The sequence below is a fragment of the Microcoleus sp. K5-D4 genome (assembly GCF_036704575.1).
Taxonomy (GTDB): Bacteria; Cyanobacteriota; Cyanobacteriia; order Cyanobacteriales; family Microcoleaceae; genus Microcoleus.
The window spans coordinates 1-21,826 of record NZ_JAUBSD010000025.1; the positions used below are offsets into that span (position 1 = coordinate 1).

At 42.6% G+C, this 21,826-nt stretch carries 11 protein-coding genes; 2 read left to right on the forward strand and 9 right to left on the reverse strand.

Annotated elements, in window-relative coordinates; translation table 11 throughout:
• Positions 1 to 196 precede the first annotated feature (196 nt).
• From QUA77_RS10575 to QUA77_RS10605, 7 genes are all read right to left on the reverse strand, one after another.
• The gene (locus QUA77_RS10575) at positions 197 to 961 is read right to left on the reverse strand and encodes a transposase (protein ID WP_333450073.1); all 765 of its coding nucleotides are present in this window, start codon (positions 959 to 961) and stop codon (positions 197 to 199) included.
• A 511-nt stretch (positions 962 to 1,472) separates the two neighbouring features.
• Entirely contained in the window at positions 1,473 to 1,649 is a 177-nt protein-coding gene (locus QUA77_RS10580; RefSeq protein WP_333450074.1) for a hypothetical protein, read from the reverse strand.
• Between the two features lie 454 nt (positions 1,650 to 2,103).
• The gene (locus QUA77_RS10585; RefSeq protein ID WP_333450075.1) at positions 2,104 to 2,847 is read right to left on the reverse strand and encodes a DUF928 domain-containing protein; all 744 of its coding nucleotides are present in this window, start codon (positions 2,845 to 2,847) and stop codon (positions 2,104 to 2,106) included.
• Positions 2,848 to 2,868: 21 nt separating this feature from the next.
• On the reverse strand, positions 2,869 to 5,196 hold the full coding sequence (locus QUA77_RS10590) for a CHASE2 domain-containing protein (protein ID WP_333450076.1): 2,328 nt from the start codon (positions 5,194 to 5,196) through the stop codon (positions 2,869 to 2,871).
• A gap of 28 nt (positions 5,197 to 5,224) precedes the next feature.
• Entirely contained in the window at positions 5,225 to 6,703 is a 1,479-nt protein-coding gene (locus QUA77_RS10595; RefSeq protein WP_333450077.1) for a DUF1822 family protein, read from the reverse strand.
• 4 nt (positions 6,704 to 6,707) lie between these two features.
• Positions 6,708 to 8,366, reverse strand: coding sequence for a hypothetical protein (locus QUA77_RS10600; RefSeq protein ID WP_333450078.1), 1,659 nt, complete (start codon positions 8,364 to 8,366; stop codon positions 6,708 to 6,710).
• A 299-nt stretch (positions 8,367 to 8,665) separates the two neighbouring features.
• Positions 8,666 to 8,854, reverse strand: a complete 189-nt coding sequence (locus QUA77_RS10605) for a hypothetical protein (protein ID WP_333450079.1) — start codon at positions 8,852 to 8,854, stop codon at positions 8,666 to 8,668.
• Positions 8,855 to 10,012: 1,158 nt separating this feature from the next.
• Here QUA77_RS10605 and QUA77_RS10610 point away from each other — a divergent pair.
• Positions 10,013 to 11,293: a transposase gene (locus QUA77_RS10610; protein WP_333450080.1), complete on the forward strand. Its 1,281-nt coding sequence runs from the start codon at positions 10,013 to 10,015 to the stop codon at positions 11,291 to 11,293.
• A gap of 645 nt (positions 11,294 to 11,938) precedes the next feature.
• Positions 11,939 to 18,310 carry an HTH domain-containing protein gene (locus QUA77_RS10615; RefSeq protein ID WP_333450081.1) on the forward strand — a complete coding sequence of 2,124 codons (6,372 nt, stop codon included), beginning with the start codon at positions 11,939 to 11,941 and terminating at the stop codon, positions 18,308 to 18,310.
• A 55-nt stretch (positions 18,311 to 18,365) separates the two neighbouring features.
• On the opposite strand, the gene QUA77_RS10620 is transcribed toward QUA77_RS10615, so the two are convergent.
• Together QUA77_RS10620 and brxD are read right to left on the reverse strand one after the other, a co-directional pair.
• Entirely contained in the window at positions 18,366 to 20,489 is a 2,124-nt protein-coding gene (locus tag QUA77_RS10620) for a DEAD/DEAH box helicase (protein WP_333450082.1), read from the reverse strand.
• Positions 20,490 to 20,491: 2 nt separating this feature from the next.
• The gene (gene brxD / locus QUA77_RS10625; protein WP_333450083.1) at positions 20,492 to 21,811 is read right to left on the reverse strand and encodes a BREX system ATP-binding protein BrxD; all 1,320 of its coding nucleotides are present in this window, start codon (positions 21,809 to 21,811) and stop codon (positions 20,492 to 20,494) included.
• Positions 21,812 to 21,826 lie beyond the last annotated feature (15 nt).

The window sequence follows — 21,826 nt, forward strand, 5'->3', positions numbered from 1 at the left end:
GCTCAGATTTCACTCACTTTTTCACTTCTCTGTTTTATTGCGATCGTATCCCTCTTTAAAAACTGTCCGAAGTATTGGTTTAAGTCCCGTTAAAAATGACCGATCGAGAATTTCAGATTAAAGAGACTTTTTGTTGGGTTTTCTCGGTCGAGCAAACCCTTTTTTGACTGTGGGATATCGAATTCTGGGTCGTCGTTTACGTCCCCGCTTGCCAACCAGGAGATTTACCTCGAAGTTTGGGAGGTTGAGCCGGTGTACCTAACACCGCTAAAATACTCCCGAAAGATTGAGCCACCCGTCCAGGGGTTAGTTTGGTTTGAGCTTTCTGCCAAGGCAATGGGCGTTGTGCCACAAGCTGACGGGTCAACCATAATTGCCAAGTGACAATGGGCATTAAATCACTCCACCGATCGCATTGAACGGGTGTACTTAACCGAGGAACAGTCCAATGAAGACGATTTTTGGCAAAACGATACCAATGGTCAATCGCAAATCTTCGTAAATAGAGCCGCCAAACTCGATCGGGTGGAGGCATTTTTAATCCCGCAAATGCTAGCCACATTGGCTTCGAGGTCGTGGTACAACCGTCGGTTGTCAGTCTTTCTACCAGCACAACAGACATCGAATGAGATGGGGATAAACGAAAATGGTAATTGTGCCAAACCCGCACTCGCAATTGACCAAGCTCGGGGTCATCAATCTCAACTTGTTGTGCAGGAGAACTCCAAGTTGTGGGAGCGTTAAGTTTGAATTTATCGCCGTGAAGTCTGGGTCTGCCTCGACCCTCATAGACGCCAGGTGCGCCCCACAAACATAAATTTGAACGCAGGCGCATCAGTTTATCTACAGCAACGGATGCGGTTTGATTGAGGAACGGCGCACAGCCGTATTCGCTATCCCACAAAGATATTGCTCTTGATGGTAACTGAGAACTTACCCTCGATAATTGTTGAGCTGCCATCGAGATTGGACTGTCCCAACTGGTAATTCGTTCGTGCAAAAATGGTACAGCCCAACGTAAGGATTCAGGTCACTGAACTCCTTGCTGGGCAAAGACTTTAGATCTGGAGCTTGATGCTAAATAAATCTCTATTCTCAATAAAGGACAAAAAATGACAGTTTTTCGTCCTTTATTGACAATCAACCACGAAAGACAAAAACCCTTATTTTGTCCTAAAACCCTTGCCATACAAGCGTTGGAGCCGCAAGTTTTTAGACCTGAATCCTTACAGCCCAACTGCCTTGTTCTTCTGGTATCCATGCCAATGTGCTGTAGCCATACCCTACAGTTATCGGACGAGATCCTAATTGTGAAGGTGAATGTTCATAAGTGCGTTCTTGAAGGGTTTTGGCATCAGGTCTGGACTTTCCTTGTATGGTCGCCTGCTAAGACAATCGGTTCTGACGGCTTAATTTGTGCGATGTACAGTTTCATTAATTGTTCCCTCGCAGGCCGGGTATCTTGTAGTGCCTCATAGACGCTCGACCACTGGCGGCGAAAGACGCAATCTGGACGATAAATCAGCTAAACTTTGAGCTTTTCTGGTGAGCAAGAGTGCATCCATTAATTCAAAGGTAGCATCTTGGGCTGTGCATAGATTCTTGTAAATGGCTTGACGAAACTGTTGTAATTGAGTGACAACATTCATAGCGGTCGATCGGGGTTGGTGATACTTTCCCATCTTCCGCCATCCGGGTCAATTCAAACATGAGTTGACCCGGTATTTTTGTTGCGCCTGCATCCGAGCGACTAGCACCCTCTGCAAGCGATCTCGCTATGCAGTTCTAGGGCGATCGTACCGTTCTTTTTAGTTTTAACTGGAGTCTGTTGATTGTGGACGATCGCGGGCGTGAAATTTCACTCAACTATAGCGATATCTTCACACTTAAGCGTGCGTTAATTTTCGATCGCTAGCGCCAGGAAGAACTCAGCACCGGGAGCTACTTAAAGAGAACGTCAACGGTCGCTGGTACTGAATCTGATGGTTGAGCCTCATAGTTAGTCGCCAGCGACCGTTGCCGTTCTTGAGTGAAGTGACGATCGCCCTCAATCGGGTCTGTTTAGTCTAAACTCCAGTTAGGATGAAGACTATCTATAAATTTTTAGCGAGGCAGCACCGAGCCTGCTATCTTTTTTTCCTTCAACTCTTCCAAGTCCATAGCTTTCAAAATGTTAATCCAGTCATTAGGGCGACTGCGAATCTGCGCTAGATCGGGCATATCATGCCAAAGCTGGTTATTAATATAGATTGCAGCACGATTTTCTATCGTCGCAGCCTGCAATTGAGCCTCAAGATTTCCTCGATCGATCGGTTTCACTAAACCTGTACGAAAAACCGAATTCGATGCTGACGAGGTTTGAGATGAACAGTAAAGTCGGAAGTGCCACCGATAGGTCTGATTAACTTCTAAAAATTTTCGCTCGTTTGGAAGGTTAACACTTACAATGCCGGGGATTTCAGGTAGCTTAAAATCCATTTTGTATAGTCGATTTCCTGCTGCGTCTTCTAAAGAAAAAGTTCCATAACTGACGCTTTGACTGGTGTAGGGAACATAAAACCAGAAAGTCGGATGATTGGTAATTGTCGAAACTAAAAAATCTGAACTGCGAGGGGGTAACAAAGGAGTAAAAGGTACGCCTGCTGTCTCTTCACAAGGCCCGCGACTACCTGTGGGTTTTCGATCGGGAGGTCTACTATCCACAGGTGGTTGTTGGGTCGTTTGTTGTGGTTTTTGGGGTTGAGAAACTACGAGATTGTTTAAACTAAGCTGCACCTGTCCCAAAACTAAGCAGTTTGTCGCGTTAATCACCCCCAGCGTCCAGGCGCAGGTGAGCTGAGTCTTCATATAGGTATGCTGTAGAAGCTGCTATGTGTCCTTACTAGAAGCATTGTAGACTATTAGACATCCGCTGGCAGCTAACAAAGCAAATCCTGATGGTACAAGGGGTAGTACGCATCCTACCGTCAGCAAACAGAACCCACAGCTACCATATAAAAGACCCAGTAACGCTGCTTGAGCTAATCCTAAATGCAGTCGCGATTGGAGGCGGATAGCACAAAAACCCCCTGCCACAGACCAGAGTAAAATTAAGAGAGTATCGCCCCACTGAGGTAAAAACCACATGAGAGGTATGCGATCCTCAACAGCAGTAATAATTTGACTCACCCTCTGGGCTAAAAACATTAAGCTAGGAATTTCTTGGTTGTAAGGTGTGTTGTAATTTGTGCTGCCCCTAGTTGGATCTGTAACACCCATTAAAACGATTTTATCCCTGATATAAGATGGGTTAACCCGATCGTTGAGAATTTGCATAAGCGTTACTCGCTCAGCAATGTCAGTAAGTGACTGGCGCGATCGATAATTCAAAATTATTTGAAACCCCCCCAGTTTTTCTTTTTGATAAACCCCTGGATTTTTTTCTAAATTTTTGAATTTGGCATCTCCGATTTTCCAATAATTTTCTTGAAACTCTACTGGAAGTCGGGAAGTTTGATTCTGGGTACTATTTTGGTTGTTTTGCAAATAATGTAAAGCTAACTTAAAACTAAGTGAAGATGAGGTTTTGCACTGAGAAGACGGGAATGGTTTCATAGACAATAAATGTCGCCGGATCGTGCGATCGGCATCTTCTACAATATCCCCAAATCCAGGGCGACCGTCGGGCAGACCGGGAGGCGGTGCCACCCCTTCAGGATTGTTATTCCAAGGAAACACACATATAGGAATTACACGCTCCTGCTGCTGTAAGTGTTTAATTAAGTCAGTACGCCCTTGCCCTTGCGGGATATCTCTATATATCTCAAGGCCTATAGTTCGTGGTTGATGCTTATTTAATTTTTCTAAAGCCCGAACTATTGTTTTATCCTGTAAGGGATATTCATTATTCAATTGCTTAAAATCATCGGCGGTAACTTCAACAATTAATAAGCGAGAATCTAGCCCTTTATCTGGCATTATCTGTGCGAGTCGATCGAAAGCTTTTGTTTCTAAAGGTTCTAACAATCCCAGCGTTCGCACTCCCATGACAGCACCTGTGACTAATACGCTAGCTACCAACAAAGTCCGGAGGTTGCGCCAAATCGATACACGTTTCCGCTCTTCCTCATTTCCTTCGAGCAACTCAATCCAAGTAGGAGGCTCAACAGCCGGATTTTCATAAATCATCGGCAGCCAACTAGCACATGGATAATCACCCTCCATCCCGTGCAGCCTTTCCCGCGCTTTCCGAACCGAGTCGCGCAAACTCTTCTTTTCTATAGCAAATGTTTCCAGGAAATACTCTAAAAATTTCTGAGCAACTTCATCTGGCACTCGCTCTCGCATGGCAATTACTGCGGGAATTTGTAGCGAAGCTAGTTCTTGCACTAATCCCATGCCATCACAAGAATTGAAAATTGCTAATTTTAACCCGTGCTTAATCGCATTTTCTAAACCATACTTTAAATCTTCAATTGTGATACTTTCACTTTCAGTGAGAGCAATCTCGCCCTGGCTGTAATCTGGATTGCTAGAACTATGACCTGCAAAAAATAAAATGTCCCAGTTGCGCTCCCATAACTTTTCGTTGAGCTGGCTGCTGCGAGTAGCTATTAAAGGTGTAATTTCGGCATACGGTTCGATTAACTGTTTCAAAATTTCCAAATCAGCCTGAATGTTGATGTCTGTATGTTCTCCCAAAATTACCAGGATTCTTACCTTATTTTTAGAGGAAGTTTGCGGGTAATTACAAATTGTATTGGTTAACTTGCTAAAAACAGGCTCAATTTTAAATCGATCGAGCAGATCCCACAGATGCCAAGGAAAACCCCAGAAAGAAACATCATCGGTTTGAACCATCAACCTGACATTTCCTTGCTCGGCGCTCAATACTTGTAACAAGTTATCCCTGACAGATTGAAAATCAGCGTCCCCAGAATTCAGCCAAGTATTAACACCATTTTTCACTTGGATCGCTAAGTCTCGAACCGAAGTTTTTGTAATTTGCCCCTTTTTAATATGTTTTAGCTTGCGAGAAGCACCAAAACCGCGTGCGGCCCGCTCCGATCGCAAATCCTCACAAGCTTTCAAAACATCTTTAGCTGGCGGCAACCGCCCGGAGGTAGCCGAGTGAATGCTATCGCCAATTCTCAAGGTAACAGGATAGCGCCAATCGCTGTTAGCATCCCTTATTTCCAAGATTACAAGCTTGCTCATAGCTTTTGACCTTCCAATACCGATCGAATTAAATAGTAAAATCTTCCGTAACGCTAACTCCCTGCAAAGCAACCTTCACCTGGAAATAATCGCCGAGCTCGGCCCTAAATTCATATTGAAGGCTATCACTAGCTCTATCCGCACGTTCTTCCCAAAAAATTTCGCCTTCTTCATCCAAAACAACAACTTCGAGATGTGGTGGCAAAGTTTGCGATCGCGCGGGGCATACTCGCAAATGAACGTTCGTTTCATCACTACCTTCCGGCAACAGCGTCACTACCAGCACGACGCGCTCGATATCGAGCTGCATTTCCAGATTAATAATCTTACCAATTCTCACGCCGGCAGCGGAATTTTTCGGGTCAATTTTTCCCAAACTCACGGCAGCTTGGTGGCGCAAAGTGTCATCATCTTGGGTTGTTTGCAGCAAGTCAGCCAGCGCTGCGATCGCCTCTACATTTCCCGGTTCGACGCGGCCTAATAATTCAGCAGCCCGCCATTGATTCCCTTTATTTCGCTTGTCCTGCAACAGTTCAATCAGTGAGGGAATTTTATTCTGCGTGCTGGAATAACCGTCCCGGTACCGCTGATTTCCTTCTAGAGTATAAACAAATTTCGGATCTAAAATTCCTAATTTTTCTCTGAGTTCCTCCACTGTCTGCCAGCCAGTTTTCCAATAATTATTGACCCGCTGAACTAAACTTTCTTTAGTTGGACTGGAGGCAATTAATCCGCCAGCTACCTTCTTTTTCTCCAAAATTTCCAAACGCCTATCGTACAACTTTTGCCTGCATTCATCATTTACAAAAAATGCAGCCCACTGCTCAAACGCAACTTTCAGCCGGGGAGAATATACTGCTGAATCGCCCAAAATCTGTAACAAATTTGCGGCCTCTGATTCAGATAAGCTTGGCAGTGGTGGTAGTTCTTGCTGCAAGTTTAACCCGAGAGTAATTTGCATCACGGTAAGCGATTCTGTTAGCTCCTCGATCGCTATAGAATAAGTGCGATCGCCCGCATTATACCTACCTTCATTCTTCAGTTGGCGGTGCGTCGCAAACCCGCACAACTCGATCCAACACTCACCATCATCTCCATCCAAATTCACTTGCACGGGGAGATAATAGTCAGCACTCCAGTTCGGAATATCCACCCACTCCTGTGGCACGCAAAACTCTTCTAACTCTCCACCATCACTGGGAATTAACACCAACCCTATTTCGCCAATTTGAAAGGCGGTTCCATTCACCACTTCCCAAATACTAGCAATATCTTGACCGTGCAAAACTGAAGGTTGAGGAAGTCTTTCTTCTGCCAGCCATTCTGACAACCAGTTCGAGAATGTTTTTAAACAAACGCCATTAAGATAAGCATTGTAGCGAGAAATCGGATTAGAATGTTGCTGAGCCTGATCCCACACATTTTCTCGATATGCTTCATCAATTGTCAAGCGCAAACGGTAGGAATTATGAAAGTTAAAAAGCTGCGATTTGTTGAATTCAAACATTTTTTTATTCTCCTTTTTTAGATGCAGTTAAAGTTTGCAAGCATTGTTGAACGATCGAATCAATGATTTGAGAAGCATCTTCGCCATCTAGAGATATATTCAGAGTTCCACAAGCAGCTAAAATTTGAGCTTGATAAAACTTCGCCAGCCACTCTTCTACATACTTCTTCTCCCAATTATTCAGATTCTTTATCAATTTTGCCTGTAATTTATGCTGAGCTTGAGAGATCGTGTCAGCTACCTCTAACAAATTCATGTCAAGCTGACGGGCAATGTTCTCTTCCGCTATTTGCTGACCGTACCGAAGGCGCAAAACTTCTTGCTCTTTAGAGTCAAGTTCTTTGGTTGCTTGAACTAAAGCCGCTTGAATTAAATCTGATCGCAGGGGCGCGCGGAAATTTTTCTGCACCCACCCAACTACATATTTAGCAACCCATCGATCGGGTTTGGACAAGTTTCCTAAAGTTTCTAACAAGTTAATTTTCATCTTGCGGATTTTTCTAGAAATAGATGTTTGGTCTATTCCTAATAGATTTTCTAGCGTGTTTTGCTTTAAACCTGCACCGTAATAAAGTAAGAGAATTGCGTGCTGCTCTGGTTTAAAGCTTTCTAACTGTTTGTGAAAAGCAGAGTTAGTTCTGTTAAACGCTGCTCTTGCTTTTGTATCCGAATCCTCCAGTTCGTCGCTCTTTAGGTTTTCTAGCTTTGACTCATCCAACAATCCTTCACGACCTTGCTTTTGAAGCACTTCTAAGGATAATGGAAGATTGATGAATTTGGGGTAATTTTGTAACGCAGTAATGCAGATTTTCATCCAAGCTTGCATTTGCTTTCCACTAATGTTTGCACCTGCCAAGACTTCATGTGGCGCTGAAGGCAAGGACTTTTCTGCATTGTAACACTCCGCCGCTGCCTGAAAGTCTTCGCTGTCCGCATCCGGCCATTTTTGCCCTCTTTGGCGAATGGCGGGATTATTAACCTTGTTAAAGCGATAAACTTGTTTAAAGTATTTGCGTGCAAATATAAATTGAGAAATGTTAGGTTCTCGATAATCGTATTTTTGGAGAGATTCATAAAGCTCTTTATCACTTTTGTTGTCTAGCAGCCGCCAGGGAGAAAACTTACCGATATCTGATTCCGCTTTGATAACCTTTATCAAACTTTGCTGAATGTAAGTATCTAAAGAAGCTCGTTCTGAAATATTATAAGACCTTAACAGCCTCAAAAGATTGTCGGAATTGTAAATAAAAATGCGAGCGTAGCAGAGATACTCCTCCCACGGGAGTGTGCTTGACTGTAACCGTACTTCTCTAGCTGCGTGGTAGCAGCTTTTTTCAAAGTAACTAGCTAAGTGTTTTAAAGCTAGCGTTTTTCTATTTTTTGGTTCCCATTCTAGGGCGATCGATGAAGGAGCGTCAATCGCTATCTGCCTCCAAAATTCGGCGATACTTTGAATTCCATCGGGCTGGTCGCACAACTGTGAAAGCGTCCGATTTCGTTCTTTATATAACTCAAAGTTGCGTTTCACTTCAGGATAATTTTGCCACTTAAGGACAGGGCGATTATTGCGGGTTGCCAACATGAGATAGGTAAAAAAATTCTCGGCGTTATCTCCATGTTCGGGCAGTCTGGGAATACTTTCCTGGTTAAAAGGGTTGGGCATCTTAGCCGATTCTCCAATAACAATAAAAGAAAAATTGATGCGGGATTTTTTATTTGAAACTTGACTCGCCTTGTTCGGGGCGATGCCTCAACCTAGGCAGCTACGCCATCGCAGGCTGTTCGCCAGTACGGGTCTGAGATATTGCTGAGTGGCAGTTGAGGAACGGTGCGATCGATTTCAGCATACAGGCTGTGAAAGAACTGTGAAAGTGTACTACTTATCTATCGGCATCACCAGCCGACAATTATGCAATTAGCTCTGAGTTGGGGACGCAATATTCCGATCGAGCCGCTAGAGTATCAGTCCGGCAGAACTTGCAGTATTAGGTTCGCAGCCTGTTTTTCGTCGAGTGCCGAACGCTGAAACAACTTTTTTTCGTTGAGAATCATTCTACTGGAGTAGCGTTTTAGCAGTTTATCTGTTGCTTGCCACCGTGCTGGGGCTGAAACTGGAGTTTTGTAGCGACTGGTGTCTAACTCTTGAGACATAACTGCTTGAGTTGGAGTTACCGAACAAATTGGACCAAGCATTGCGGAGGCTTAAAGCCCCGCCATCAGCTTGACAGCTCTTTATAGAACCCATTTGACATCTAAGAAGAGGGTGCAAGCCTTCTAATCAGCAGCCTAATAAAACAAAGGTTGAGCTTGGCAGTCGCTTTGACATCTAAGAAGAGGGTGCAAGCCTTCTAATCAGCAGCCTAATAAAACAAAGGTTGAGCTTGGCAGTCGCTGCTGTCAAACTTCTCTCAAAGTTCTTCACCAAAATTTTACATTTTTCCATCCAAGCATTTGACTGTTCAATGACCCACCTTGCTTTAACTGGGACAAATCCTGATTTCTCTTGAGTTTTTTTTTAGCTTTTCATGGCTTTTTTGAAAGTTCAAACTTGATTTTTGTCATAATTTCTGGATATTTTTTTTCTAACTCTTTTGTGAGATGTTTGGGATGAGAGCCATTGTCTAGTAAGAGTGTAGTTTTCGTAATATTTAGAGGTTTGGACTTAAAATAATCGATATTTAAAGTCAACCTTTCCATCTCTCCCAGCATCATATGATACACTAGCTTTTGTGCAGTGAGTAAAGAATGGAAACCCAAATGTATCAACGGCTAGGTGTCTTTTAATACCATTTGTAAATTTGTAGAAGCAAAAGCCTTTTGACTCAATGCTAGCATTACAAGTATTTTTTACGGCTGGTGAGTCTATCATCATCAATGTAGTCCATTTGGCTTTTTTTTTTACCTGCTCGCGCACTTGCTCATGTAATACCATCATCAGCTCTTCTATTACTCCCTGTGATTGCCACTGCTTGTAATGCCAATATACAGTAGAATAGGGGGGCAATTCTTTCGGTAACTCTTACCAATTGCAGCCATTTTTTAGTTGATAGAAGATGCCATCTAAGATTACTCTTTTTGTCCAGTTATATGGTCTAGTTCGGTTCTTTTTGGGCAATATCTCATGTAGTATTGGTTCAATTGTTTCCCCTCCTGAATCCGTTAGACTGCTATAATCAATACTTCGGACAGTTTTGGAACAGGGGCGCTCCGCGAGCAGAGCCAAAAATTCCCTGAAATTTTAACCGAAAATAAAAAAAAGGCACTTTTTACGTTAAGCTCAAAAAACACACGAACTTAAAAAAATGCCTTATGAATATTCTAGAATCTATCTTACAACAAATGTCAGGGATTAGTCAATTCCAAAAAAAATTTATTGTAATTTTATTTTCCACCATATTACTTGTTTATGGCAAAGTTAATTTTACCAATCTGAGCCGTTATAGTTCATTGAGTGAAAAAACTTATCGTCGTCATTTTTTGAAAAAATTTAATTTTAGTGAATTCCATCAATGCTTTATCAAGAAAGCATTGAATTCTGAGCAAACAATTATTGCTGCAATCGATTGTTCATTTCTTAAAAAAAGTGGCAAAAAAACTGAAGGTAAAGCTACATTTTATAATGGTGTAGCTGGTAGACCTGAAGAGGGATTAGAAATTTCCGTCATTTCTCTGATCGAAGTTGAAACTCATTTATCTTATAGTGTGAGTGTACAACAAACACCCTGGCGTCCTCCCACAGAACTACCCAAAAATCCTCTAACTCCTAAAGGGAAAAAAACGTCAAAAAAACAGAGAAAAAAAGAGACCGTCAAAACCTCAACGCCTGAATTAACAAGAGTTGACGACTATGCTAAGCATTTAAAAGAAACTCGTTTTATATTGCCAGAATCTGTACGTTATTTGGTAGCTGACGGTTATTATTGTCGCGCCAAGTTCTGGGATGCTGTACGGGATTCAAATTTACATTTGATTAGTAAATTACGGTCTGACGCCAACTTGAATTACATCTATACAGGTGAAAAAAACAAAATAGGTGCTCCTCGCAAATATGATGAAAAAGTAGACTGTAACAAATTGAAAAACTTAACTTTTGTTAAAGAAATTAAGCCCGGGGTCAAGCTTTATTCGTTAGTAGTATGGAGTGTTTGTTTAAAATGTCAAATACGTTTAGCTTGCCTTAAAGAAGTTCAACCTAACGGTAAAATCAAAAATATTTTATTATTTAGCACTGCTCTAGATTTAACAAGTGAGCAAATACTTGAGTATGATCAGGCTCGTTTCCAAATTGAATTTATTTTTCGTGATGCCAAACAATTTACAGGTTTGTCCGATTGTCAATCTCGTAGTGGTCAACGCCTTAATTTTCATTTTAATGCCAGTTTGATTGCTTTAAATTTAGCCAAATATGAAGCTTATAATCGTCATTCATCTCCCGATACATTCGTGTTTTCGATGGCTTCTTATAAACGCCTTGAATTCAATAGGCATATACTTTACACCTTTATTGATAAGTTAGATTTAGACCCGAATTTAATTTTAAATCACCCTAACCTTCCGTCAGTCCTATCCTATGGTACTCTCGCTGCTTAAAAACTGTCCGGAGTATTGTATAATAAGGCATGGCTGCTACTGGATAATGCTTTTACGGTCACGTTACCACAAGACCGTAAAAGATGTCAAATGAGTTCTATAAAGATGATTGTGCCATAAGAGCAAGGGCAAAAATTACAGCTTATTGACAGGTTTATTGACCATAGCTTGTTCATGCGATCGCCTAAAAACGATTAACTGCGTTATTTGGTATCATTAAGTGATGATCGCAGTTGAGTAGCCTGTTATTATTGAAGGGGTTCTTTTGTCAAGAAATTACACACCACCCACAAAGAAGGGCAAGAAATTATACCTTGCGTCGATGAACATCTGGCCAACGAGATATAACTTACTAAAATGACATCATTTACAAGACAGGTCAATATGCATGGCTAAAACGACGTAAATTCGTTAAGCTTATCTTGTCCGAGCTTGCTAGTTCCAATCTGGATCAACCGATTGATTTCGGTGAAGATACGAGTAACAAGTCGAAGAAAGCAAGGAAAAATTGAATCCTTCGGTGTTGATTTGGCTATCCCTCTACCCAATCTACGGCAATGCTGAGTCCACTAAGACTCATGGCGGTTGCAGAGTCCTCAGCCAGTAGGAACTCTACAGTTAAATACACAGAATCTCTGAATATTGATGGTATCTTCTAGAGTTAACCCCAACTTCCCCCCCGCATTTTATGAATTGGGAGAGTACGACTTCCAAGATATGTCCTGTGATGTGTTCTCGGAAGAACCGGGAATAGCTACTTGCAACGTCTATGGTACACGAGGACAAAAACAGCAGGGGATTGACCTTTTGGCTCATTGTGATGATGGTATTCACATTGAAGTAGTTCAGTGCAAGTGTTATGAAAAGTTTCCACCTCCCAAAATCAAGGAAGCGTCTGATGAGTTTCTGAAACATATTGACTACTGGCGCTCTCATAAGGTTAAGCGCTTCATCTTATTGGTTAGCTGTGAGTTAACTGAAACGAAACAACAACAAGAAATTCTGGCACAAAAGCAACGTTTCGTGAACGATGGCATTCAATATGAAGTTTGGTCAGCAAGTATATTACGCAACAAATTAGGTCCTCATCCTGAAATTGTTTATCGCTACCTAAAGTCGCAGGAGTGGGTGGAAAAAATTTGTGGTCGTGTACCACAGCAATACCCACAATCCCCAGAAAAATCTCAAGAAACACAATTGGCGTTTGGTGTTCTTATTTCCAAGATTGGACATTTATCCTCTGAGTTGTCGAAGGAAAAAGCTAAACAGCTAGACGAATTCCGGGAATCATATCGGCAAGGATATTTGCAGCGTGCATTTGCCTGTCTCAAAGTCCTGCGGGATGACCCAAACTGGGATGTCTTCGATAAGCCCCTACAAGCACAGATTTTGCAATCCCTATCAAGCTATATCCTTAGTGTCGAACATGATATTGAGAAAGCTAAAAAATTAGCAGAACAAGCCCGTGCCATTCTTCCAGAGGGAGATGATACTCTCCTACAAGCTTTGATTAGCTATTACACTCAAGGTGCAGAAGCTGCCCTAAGACTGATTAGCAGCCCGTTCAGTATTGATATTTTCAATCTCGAACTGGGCTTGTTATTAGAACTAGGACGTACAGAGGAGGTTATTACCAAGCTGCAAACCTTGCCTCAAGGTTTAGAACCAGATGCTGAAACTAACCGCATACACGCATTGGCACTTCTGAACAAAGGAGACATTGCCAGTGCTTTGGTAAAGATTCAACAAGCTCGTTATGAAAAACCCAATTGGGAGAATATTAGAGCATCTGAGGCTACTATTCATTACTTTAGTGTACTTTCACCTGCCATTCCCAAACAGTTAATTGACTTTCCTCAACCTGTTGATTGGTCACTCATTAAACGTGATGACGAAAGTTTGCAGCGCCTACGCAAAGCAGCAAATGAGTATAAGCAACTTGTCTCTCAAACTGAGCGAGGGGAGAAACAACGGAAATATTGGCAAATATGGCATCTGGCTTGCTTAGCGAACGATCCAGAGCGTCAATCAGAGGCTCACGATTTATGTTCCGTGCTAATTACCGAAGATCCAACTAACCCACAAGCAATTATTTGGAGAACGGGTCGCAACTACGACATTGATTTATCTACGAGTCAAAAAGCCTTAGAAGCATTGGTGCAGGAAGGAAGTAATGATCTCGATCGCATTGTTGCTTTGCTCGGAATATACCTTTACTTGGAGACTCCCAAGCCTGCCTTAGAACTTCTACATCGTACAAAAGAAACGTTTGAGCAGACTGGGCATCAAGATGTCTGGCTCTTCTGGCATATACAAACCCTAGCGATAGATGGAGAGGTGGAAATCGCGCTTCAAGAAAGCGAAACGTTTAGCAACCCTGCTGTTTGTCGCAGCATTCAAGCGGCAATTCTGCGAGAACAGGCTCGGGTGAACGGTAACTGGCAGGCATTTGCTGAGTATCTAGAGACATGCTGGCAGGAAAGCCGTAACGGTCAATATTTAGCCAAAGCTTGCCAGCTCCAAGCTAGTTTACAAAACTGGGCTTATGTTGCGGATAGAGCAGATGATTTAGTGAATTCGGTGGCAACACCTGATGCCCTTAGTCTAGCAGCACAATGTGCTGGACAAGCGGGTCGCTTCGAGCAATGCTTTCAGCTATTGAACGATCACCAAAACTTTTTTCCAGGTAGTAATTTACCTCCCTATTTGCGCCGTTTGAGAGCCAATTGTCAGGCAAAGTTGGGGTTGATCTCAGAGGCAGTTGCTGATGCAGAGGAGTTAGCGCGATCGCACGAAACAGTCGAAAATCTTGTAACCTTGATGACTCTTTACCTAAATCAGGGAAACTTGCGAGGACTAGCGATGACTGCTTCTCGTCTATTAAAGCAAGAAGATGTCCATCCAATTTCCTTGCTCTGGGCAGCTAGATGTCTACTGCCAGAAGACCCTAAGTTAGCACATCAGCTATGGCAGAAGGCAGTGACCGCACCGATTGAAACGGAGGTTTTAGGAGAAGTCATTAGCCTGGGATCTAACCTGGGACTAGATCGGGAGATTGAGCCTTTTGTGCGTCAGGCACAGCTCCTTGCTATCAAAGGAGAAGGTCCGTTTCAGGCAGTGAGAATTAGGGAATTTCTGGAGCTACAGCAGAAGTGGGCAGAAAATGCAGCTTTAATCAATCAAAAATACGATAACGCAGAACTTCCTATTCACTTGATTGCCCAGCAAAAATTGGCGCTTACTCACTTTTTCCACATCCTTCCTAGAGAGAACGCGAACAATCCTAATCCCCATTATCAGCCAGCAGTGCTGGCGCGTTATGGTGCCCGTCCCTTCCCAGAAGGGTTAGCGAACTCAAACACTCAGTGGCGCTTGCATCTAGACATATCAGCTTTATTGCTAGCTGCTCACCTGGGAATTTTGGATGCAGTGGAACAGCGATTTAGTCCAATTCGGATTTCAGCGATGCTACCGGCTGCCCTTTTGCAAGAAGGCGAGCACTTTGTGTCGCATCAGCCCTCTCAAGTAGATAGTTATCGCCAAATCTTGCAACTGAACCAATCTGGAAAATTACACGAAATTCCTCAGTCTTTGAACATAAATTCTGATGAACTAATCGAAAAATTAGGTAAGCAATCAGCCATTCTGCTAGAGAAAGCTTGTGTTGATAATGGGTTCGTGGTTGAGTTCTTGCCATTAGAACGGCTTGATGCTAATGGTGTGATACAACCCGTTGTGTTAGACGAGACATATCGACAAAGGTTAATCAATTGTCGTGCGCTAGTCGAGGCGCTGAAAGAACAGGGAGTTTTATCTGATGGGGCCTATAAAACGGCGCTGAATAATCTGGGAGATGAGAGATCGGCAGATTTACCACCAAAGTTACCGACTCGGAATGACTTGATATGCTTGAACTCTGAACTGGCTCTTCTCTTAGCTGGCTCAAATTTGCTAACACAAGTATGTGGCTATTTTCGAGTATTTGTGACGCATCAGTGTGTTTGTGATGCACAGGCGGCACTTAATGACAGCGAATCTTCGGCTAAGTCTTTGAGATGGCTTGGAGAGCTTAGAGAGCGAGTCTCAACGGGACTAGAGCGAGGAATATACGAAGTGATCGTACTGCCCAATGCTGGCTCTGACAGAGAACTTGAGTTGCAGCAGTGTTCGAGTGCAAATGAATTAACAGCGTACCACCTCTTCACCTATACACCTCAACCAGGTGACGTGATCTGGATTGACGATCGCTTCTTCAGCCAATATCCACATCTAGATAGCAGAACACCAATTATCGGCGTACTGGAAATTTTAGAGGCGCTACAGGTTAGCGATGATCTAAGTGAAACGAAATACTACGAAAAAATTTTGCAGCTACGTGCAGGTAATATTCGGTATATTCCCATCACGACTAAAGAAATCCTTTATCATCTGAAGCAAGCTAGAGTAAGAGATGGCAGAGTTCTGGAAACTGAAGAACTCGCTACTATCCGCCGTTATGTCGCTTCGTGTTTGCTGGATTCACACAGACTTCAACGTCCTCCAATGCCTGAAGGAGCAAATAGTCCTGAAGGTGAAATAAGGTTTGTTATTGAGTGCATTTCCGCAACAGAAAGTGCAATAAGCGATATTTGGGCAGATATCAATTTTTCCAAAGAGATTGCTGTTGCCTATTCAGATTGGATTTTAGCCAATTTATATACTGGTACTTTTGGTGTCCGCCATCTATGGCCCAACGTTGATTCAAACAGTGATGGACTCGATCTAATTAGCACTGACATTTGCCAACTGTACCTTCGAGGTATTCACTTGTGGAGAATAGAAAATAATGATAACCATAAGACTCTCAGTCGTTGTCAGCAATATTTTAACTGGCTTGAACAGCGGATTACAGAAAAACGTTTTAGAGGAAATCCAGAAGTAGTTCCTGCTGTAGCACGATTAATTAAAGATATTATTCTTCACGGGTGGAAGCAAGAAGGGGACGAATCCTTGCAAGTCATAAGGTTAATATGGGAAGATTTTTATTGGGCTCTTCCGAGTATTTTACAGGGTGAAATGAAAACCCATCCTGAGTTGATGGCTTATTTGCAGATTCAAATAGTTGAATCTATCAACTTAACGCTGCCAGATTTATCTACTCCCCTTGTATTTCCTGCATCAGACTTTTTTCCTGCAATCGCCACATCTGTTAATGGTGAAGAAGCAAACCTTGTAGCTTTACAGCCGCAAGTTACTTTTAAAATTCGGGCTGTTCAGGATGGTTCTTCTATTCAAGTTCATTTTATCAATCAAGCCGATTTACCTATCTACTCATTGCATGATGATGTGATGCTGCTGACATCAAACGATCCTAATGTACGTGAGCAAGTCTTGCGATCTCATCGTTTCTGGTTTGACTGTGATAATGCAACCTTTGAAAGCGTTGTCAGTGAAATCGTATCTACTACAGATTCCCGCAGGCGCGTTGACCAAGCAAATGAATGGCGTGAGCACTCTGCAGCAGTTTTATACTCATCTTTTGAGGAAAAGCTTCATCAGAATCACAGTATTACAATTGATGACTTAATTCCTCCTTCATGCGCGGGATTACTCAGACATTTTCACCTCAAACACTATGCAGCAGAAAGCTTGAATTTTATTGAAAAACAAAGTCTAGCAGCAGAATCCTTGTTAGCTGCTGAAGGACTTGAAATTTGCATAGAACGCCTTTCTTGCCTTCCCATTAAACTTCCTGTACAGGTAAGAGAGGAATTTAGAAAGTTGCCATCAAGCGAGAGATTGGCTGTGCTAAATAGACTTTTCTCCCGATTAAATTCTTCAGTATGCAAGCTACATCTGATTGATTTAGGCCTGCTTTCTCCTGACTCAACTACCTTAGTTCAACATATCCTTGACGAACTTTATGGCGATGTCGGTGAACTTCAATTCCGGTTATTTCAGACAATCCTCAATCTCCTCAGTGGTGAGTTTAGTTATTGGCACGAGACTAAAAAGTGGTTGCCTTCAATGCGGCTAGCAATGATTTGGGCACAGGCGAGCAAGCTATATAATCTACTATATAACCCCACAATTCCATTAGAGGAATTTGCTCAACAATTAGAGAACTATTCTAAGCAGAGAGCAATTAACGCCGATTTTTTTGATTGTAATCCTGAATTCTGGAATGACGTTCTCCACCCGAGACGGCTGAACAGAATGGCGCTGGTTGTTCACGGACTTGCAGCAATCTTAGCAGAGCATAATGCTGAGGTTCTCAAAGCAGTAAGAGTAGCTGAAAAAATGATTGCATTTGCCGTTATAACTATTGAAGATCAGCAGTACCTTACCCCAGAGTTAATTAATGATTACTCAACCCTTGCTCAAGATAACTTGGGATCTTTTTTAGGAGGTAATCGTAGTGAATATTTTGGTTACATTTTGGGTGAAGAGTTAGGAAAACAAATTTATTCTGAGGACTTGAAAGCAATAGTAGAAAATGCAATAGATGATGCACTTTTAAATCCGTCAGTTTCTAGAGATAAATGGCAGTTGATTCTTGTTCTGGTTGGAGACTTACCAATTTACAAGGATTTAGCAGAAAAACTTAGCAACTTATTGAACAACCTTAAGATGGTTGATATTTACCGAGCAGAACCATCTACTTTATTTTATGCCTTGAGGGTTGCCTCGGCTCATGCACTAAATAGTGGAGATGAAAACCTTAGATATAAGTTAGAGCAGCAATTAGTTGAAATAGCTGGACTAATCAATTTTCAAGAACAGCAAGAAATAGTAAGTCAGGAGATTGCGAACCATATTCTTGAAAGTGCGCTGAGCCTTGCTGTCAGGGCAAACGATCCACGTACAACAAGCCATTCTTTAAACATTTTACTTGAAAGGATTGTTTCTGCTTGGCCACGTTTTACAAGTGTATGTGCTAATCGCCTCTCTAGAGTAGTTCAAGAATTACCTGCTAATCAGCTACACGGAGGCTGGAAAATAGTTTTGTTACTTCGAGCTTTGCGTAACAATGAATAATAAATAGAGTTTGCTAAATAAATTATGGGAAAGCCAGATAAAAGTTAATTTTTGTTCAGTCACAGAAGAAAGAAAATAATTGTAAAAATTGGAGGACTCCTACTAAATCTAGTAAGTAATTGCTAATCATTTCTATAGAATAGATATCGGGTAAAGCTTGCTGGAATTTACTCAAACGATACTCTGGTAACTGAGACAGAATAAAGCGTTGAGTGGATGGATTTTTCCAAAAAGTTGCATCACTCATCTGAGCGATTGCTAAACTTAGAGTACCAGAGCTAAGGCTATCACCTTCTATCTTGATCTGAAAGTTGTCCGAGACAATCTTCCAGTCATGGTGGAATTGAAGACCATACTTGAGGGTGTAGTTAATTTGCCCCCCTGCAAAAGTCCACCAAAGAATCCGGCTACCTTCTGTTTGGATGCTAGTTTGAGAATTGGCTAGAAAAGGCTTAAGCTCAGTTCGGTATTCGTCCAGTGCTGCTTGTGTGGTGGCATCAATATAGGAGATATTGTTTTCTGCGCGAAGAATTCTACCAATTTCCTGACAAAGTTCAAAGCCTAAAAGTTGAGGAGCAAAACCGCCCCAGCTTGGTTTTTTTCCACGAGGAGCGGGAACGACTCGTACTGTCCGTTCTTGATGGTTAATGTGCATAACCGTCCAAGCCCGACCGCTGAGAAGGAAAGAACTAATTTCTGCTACTAGCTTATCGACGAAGGCTTGTTCTATAGTACCAATTGTGTAGCCTGCTGACGTTTGTACTTTGTAGAGAAGCGGGCTGCTGAAGACGGCATAAAGTTCCAGGAAATTCCTACGACCAAATACTCGCTCGGCTTTATCTCCCATTGATAGCAGTCCTCCAGCATGAAATAGAAAATCCTCCTGGATCATATGTTTTATGAGAATTTCAAATTCTGAATGAGTAATGCCTGAAAAATCAGTCACAACTGATAACTGCTCCCAGCAACGTTCGGGGCTAATGGCACCAAACTGAAGGGTTAAGGCAAGTAACTGATGCACCAATACGGGCCATGCTCGCGTTTGGGTGGGGATAGGTTCTATCCAACCTTTTCTTGCTAGTTCGATAATAGCGATCGCCTGTAGCACCGTCTCCACACTTTCACAAAAAAAGGTTGTATTAGCTCGCTGACCTTCCCGCCGTCCGGTGCGCCCTAAACGCTGTAGAAATGATGAGACAGTAGAAGGGGCATTAGCTTGAAATACAAGGTCGAGGTCGCCTATGTCAATGCCCAATTCTAGGGTAGAAGTACAGATAATGCTGGCATTGGTGTCTCTGTTGAAGCGTTCTTCCGCTTCGGTTCGTTCTTCTAGGGAAACAGAACTGTGGTGAACAAATACTTCAGTACCCCGGTTTAACATCCGTTCAGCAATATCCTCAGCTAATGCCCGACTCTCACAAAAAAACAAGCTTTTTTTGCCGGCTGCGATTTGGCTGGCATTTTGGGCGATCGCTCCTAATGTATCTCGTAAATAAACGTGCAGATCCTTTTTAGAAGGAACTTTCGGAGGGTCTACGACACTGCTGGGGCGTTTTGAGGTTCCTTGAAGCCAGCACAGAATATCAGCAGGGTTGCCTACAGTAGCACTTAATCCAATGCGTTGCACGTCATTGGTGGTGTAACGTACTATTCGCTCGATCACAGACATTAGGTGAGCACCTCGGTCTGTCCCTGCTAAGGCATGAACTTCATCAATTACTATAGCTCGTAAGTCCTTAAAAAGTTTCGCTTCAGGAACTTTGGCAGATAAAAGCATTACTTCCAAAGATTCAGGAGTAGTCATCAGAACTGCGGCTGGTTCTTTGATAAAAGCGCGTTTATCAGAATCTTTGATATCTCCATGCCAAAGGAAGCGTCGCAACCCAACCATTTCGGTATAACGCCCTAAGCGTTCTGCCTGATTATTTAGTAATGCTTTGATGGGTGCAATATAAATTAAACCAACTCCCTCTGGTTCCTGTTCCATTAACTTAGCTAGTAAGGGAAAGATACAAGCTTCCGTTTTACCGCCAGCAGTGGGAGCCAAAATAATAGCATTTTTACCATCTAACACTGCGTGTCCTGCTAATTCCTGAACTGGGCGCAAAGAAGACCAGCCTAAACGAGCGACAATTGCTTCTTGCAGACGGGGAGGGAAACGAGCAAAGGTAGAGGTCATAATTAAAATTCTATGGCTGCGTAGCCCTTAACATCGGCGGGGTCTTCATCAAAGTAGGTATGACCTTGGTTAATTCTTTGCTCATCTTCATTCAAATCTTTGATTTCAAAACCCTCGGCACTCATGGGGTTAAAATCTTCTTCATTAGCCACTAAATCAAGGACGTTGACGAACTGACGTAAGAATTGACGGGGAACAACACCCACATCTCCTTTAAAACCAGAAGTGACTTTGGCAACTAATTGTTCGATAAACTCAGAAGTAATTTTAGTAATCAGACGGTTTCGATTAGCAGTGGGATAGATTTCTCGCAACTTGAGTGCGACTTCTTTGAGACGATTAGCGTCAAAGGGTTTTAGTTCTAGTTGGGGCTGACGAGGGTTGGCAAAGCCACCAGAGACAAGAAATTGGATGCGCTCGCTCAAAGGTTCTAACCCAGCGACTCCCCGTTTAGTATCGAAAAACTCGGGTGTCCCAGTGAATATCCAAAGTAACCCTTTATAGCGATCGGCAGCATCACAAATTTGGCGAATTCCATTCAAAGATTTGCCTCTACTATCATGGCGCATTCGCAAGACTGTTTCGACTTCATCAATGACAATAACTAATCCTTTGTAGCCTGAAGCTTTGACGATTTCTAATACACCATGTAGGTAGTCGAGGGCATCTCTGCTACCAATATCACCTTTAATGCCGGCAACTTTCTTAGCGCTAGCTGCTACATTTTCGCTACCAGAAAGCCACGAAAGTAGGGCGCTGGCTTCGGCAATTTCACCTTTTTGTTTAAGGCTAAAAATGGTGCGGAGAACCCGTGCCATGTCTTCGGGTGCTTTTCCACCTGTTAGAGAGGCGAGTTCTTCTTCCATACGTTGCTGTACCTGGTCATCAAATTCATCACTGTTTTCGTTAGCACCGCCGGCAATGAGGGCATCTTCTATACGGGCTATCCAGCGATCGATGATATCACTTAAAGCACTTCTGGCGCAGGAGCTAGTGCCTAACTCTTGCACGACTTTGCGGTAAACATCATCGAATTTGTAAAACTGCAAGTCGTTATCAGACACAACTACAAAGCTAGTTGCAAATCCTTGTGCTTGGGCATCGAGAATGGCCAGACGGGACATAAAGGTTTTTCCGCAGCCGTAGCCGCCACGTAGGAACTTAAAAACTCCTTCGCTATCGGCTGCTAACTTGAGTTGGCGATGAATTTCAGTGCGTTGTTTGTCAATGCCAACTGCAAAGATTTCTAAGCCTCGTTCAGGAACAACGCCAGAACGTAAACGCTCGAAAATATGCTCAATATCTCGTTCACTGATTGCCATAGTTATTGCCTTCTA

What these genes read in the sequence shown, in the direction of transcription:
- QUA77_RS10615 (WP_333450081.1), top strand. Translation starts at nt 11,939, where the DNA reads ATGGTATCTTCTAGAGTTAACCCCAACTTCCCCCCCGCATTTTATGAA.
- QUA77_RS10610 (WP_333450080.1), top strand. Translation starts at nt 10,013, where the DNA reads ATGAATATTCTAGAATCTATCTTACAACAAATGTCAGGGATTAGTCAA.
- brxD (WP_333450083.1), bottom strand. Translation starts at nt 21,811, where the DNA reads ATGGCAATCAGTGAACGAGATATTGAGCATATTTTCGAGCGTTTACGT.
- QUA77_RS10585 (WP_333450075.1), bottom strand. Translation starts at nt 2,847, where the DNA reads ATGAAGACTCAGCTCACCTGCGCCTGGACGCTGGGGGTGATTAACGCG.
- QUA77_RS10605 (WP_333450079.1), bottom strand. Translation starts at nt 8,854, where the DNA reads ATGTCTCAAGAGTTAGACACCAGTCGCTACAAAACTCCAGTTTCAGCC.
- QUA77_RS10590 (WP_333450076.1), bottom strand. Translation starts at nt 5,196, where the DNA reads ATGAGCAAGCTTGTAATCTTGGAAATAAGGGATGCTAACAGCGATTGG.
- QUA77_RS10575 (WP_333450073.1), bottom strand. Translation starts at nt 961, where the DNA reads ATGGCAGCTCAACAATTATCGAGGGTAAGTTCTCAGTTACCATCAAGA.
- QUA77_RS10600 (WP_333450078.1), bottom strand. Translation starts at nt 8,366, where the DNA reads ATGCCCAACCCTTTTAACCAGGAAAGTATTCCCAGACTGCCCGAACAT.
- QUA77_RS10580 (WP_333450074.1), bottom strand. Translation starts at nt 1,649, where the DNA reads ATGAATGTTGTCACTCAATTACAACAGTTTCGTCAAGCCATTTACAAG.
- QUA77_RS10595 (WP_333450077.1), bottom strand. Translation starts at nt 6,703, where the DNA reads ATGTTTGAATTCAACAAATCGCAGCTTTTTAACTTTCATAATTCCTAC.
- QUA77_RS10620 (WP_333450082.1), bottom strand. Translation starts at nt 20,489, where the DNA reads ATGACCTCTACCTTTGCTCGTTTCCCTCCCCGTCTGCAAGAAGCAATT.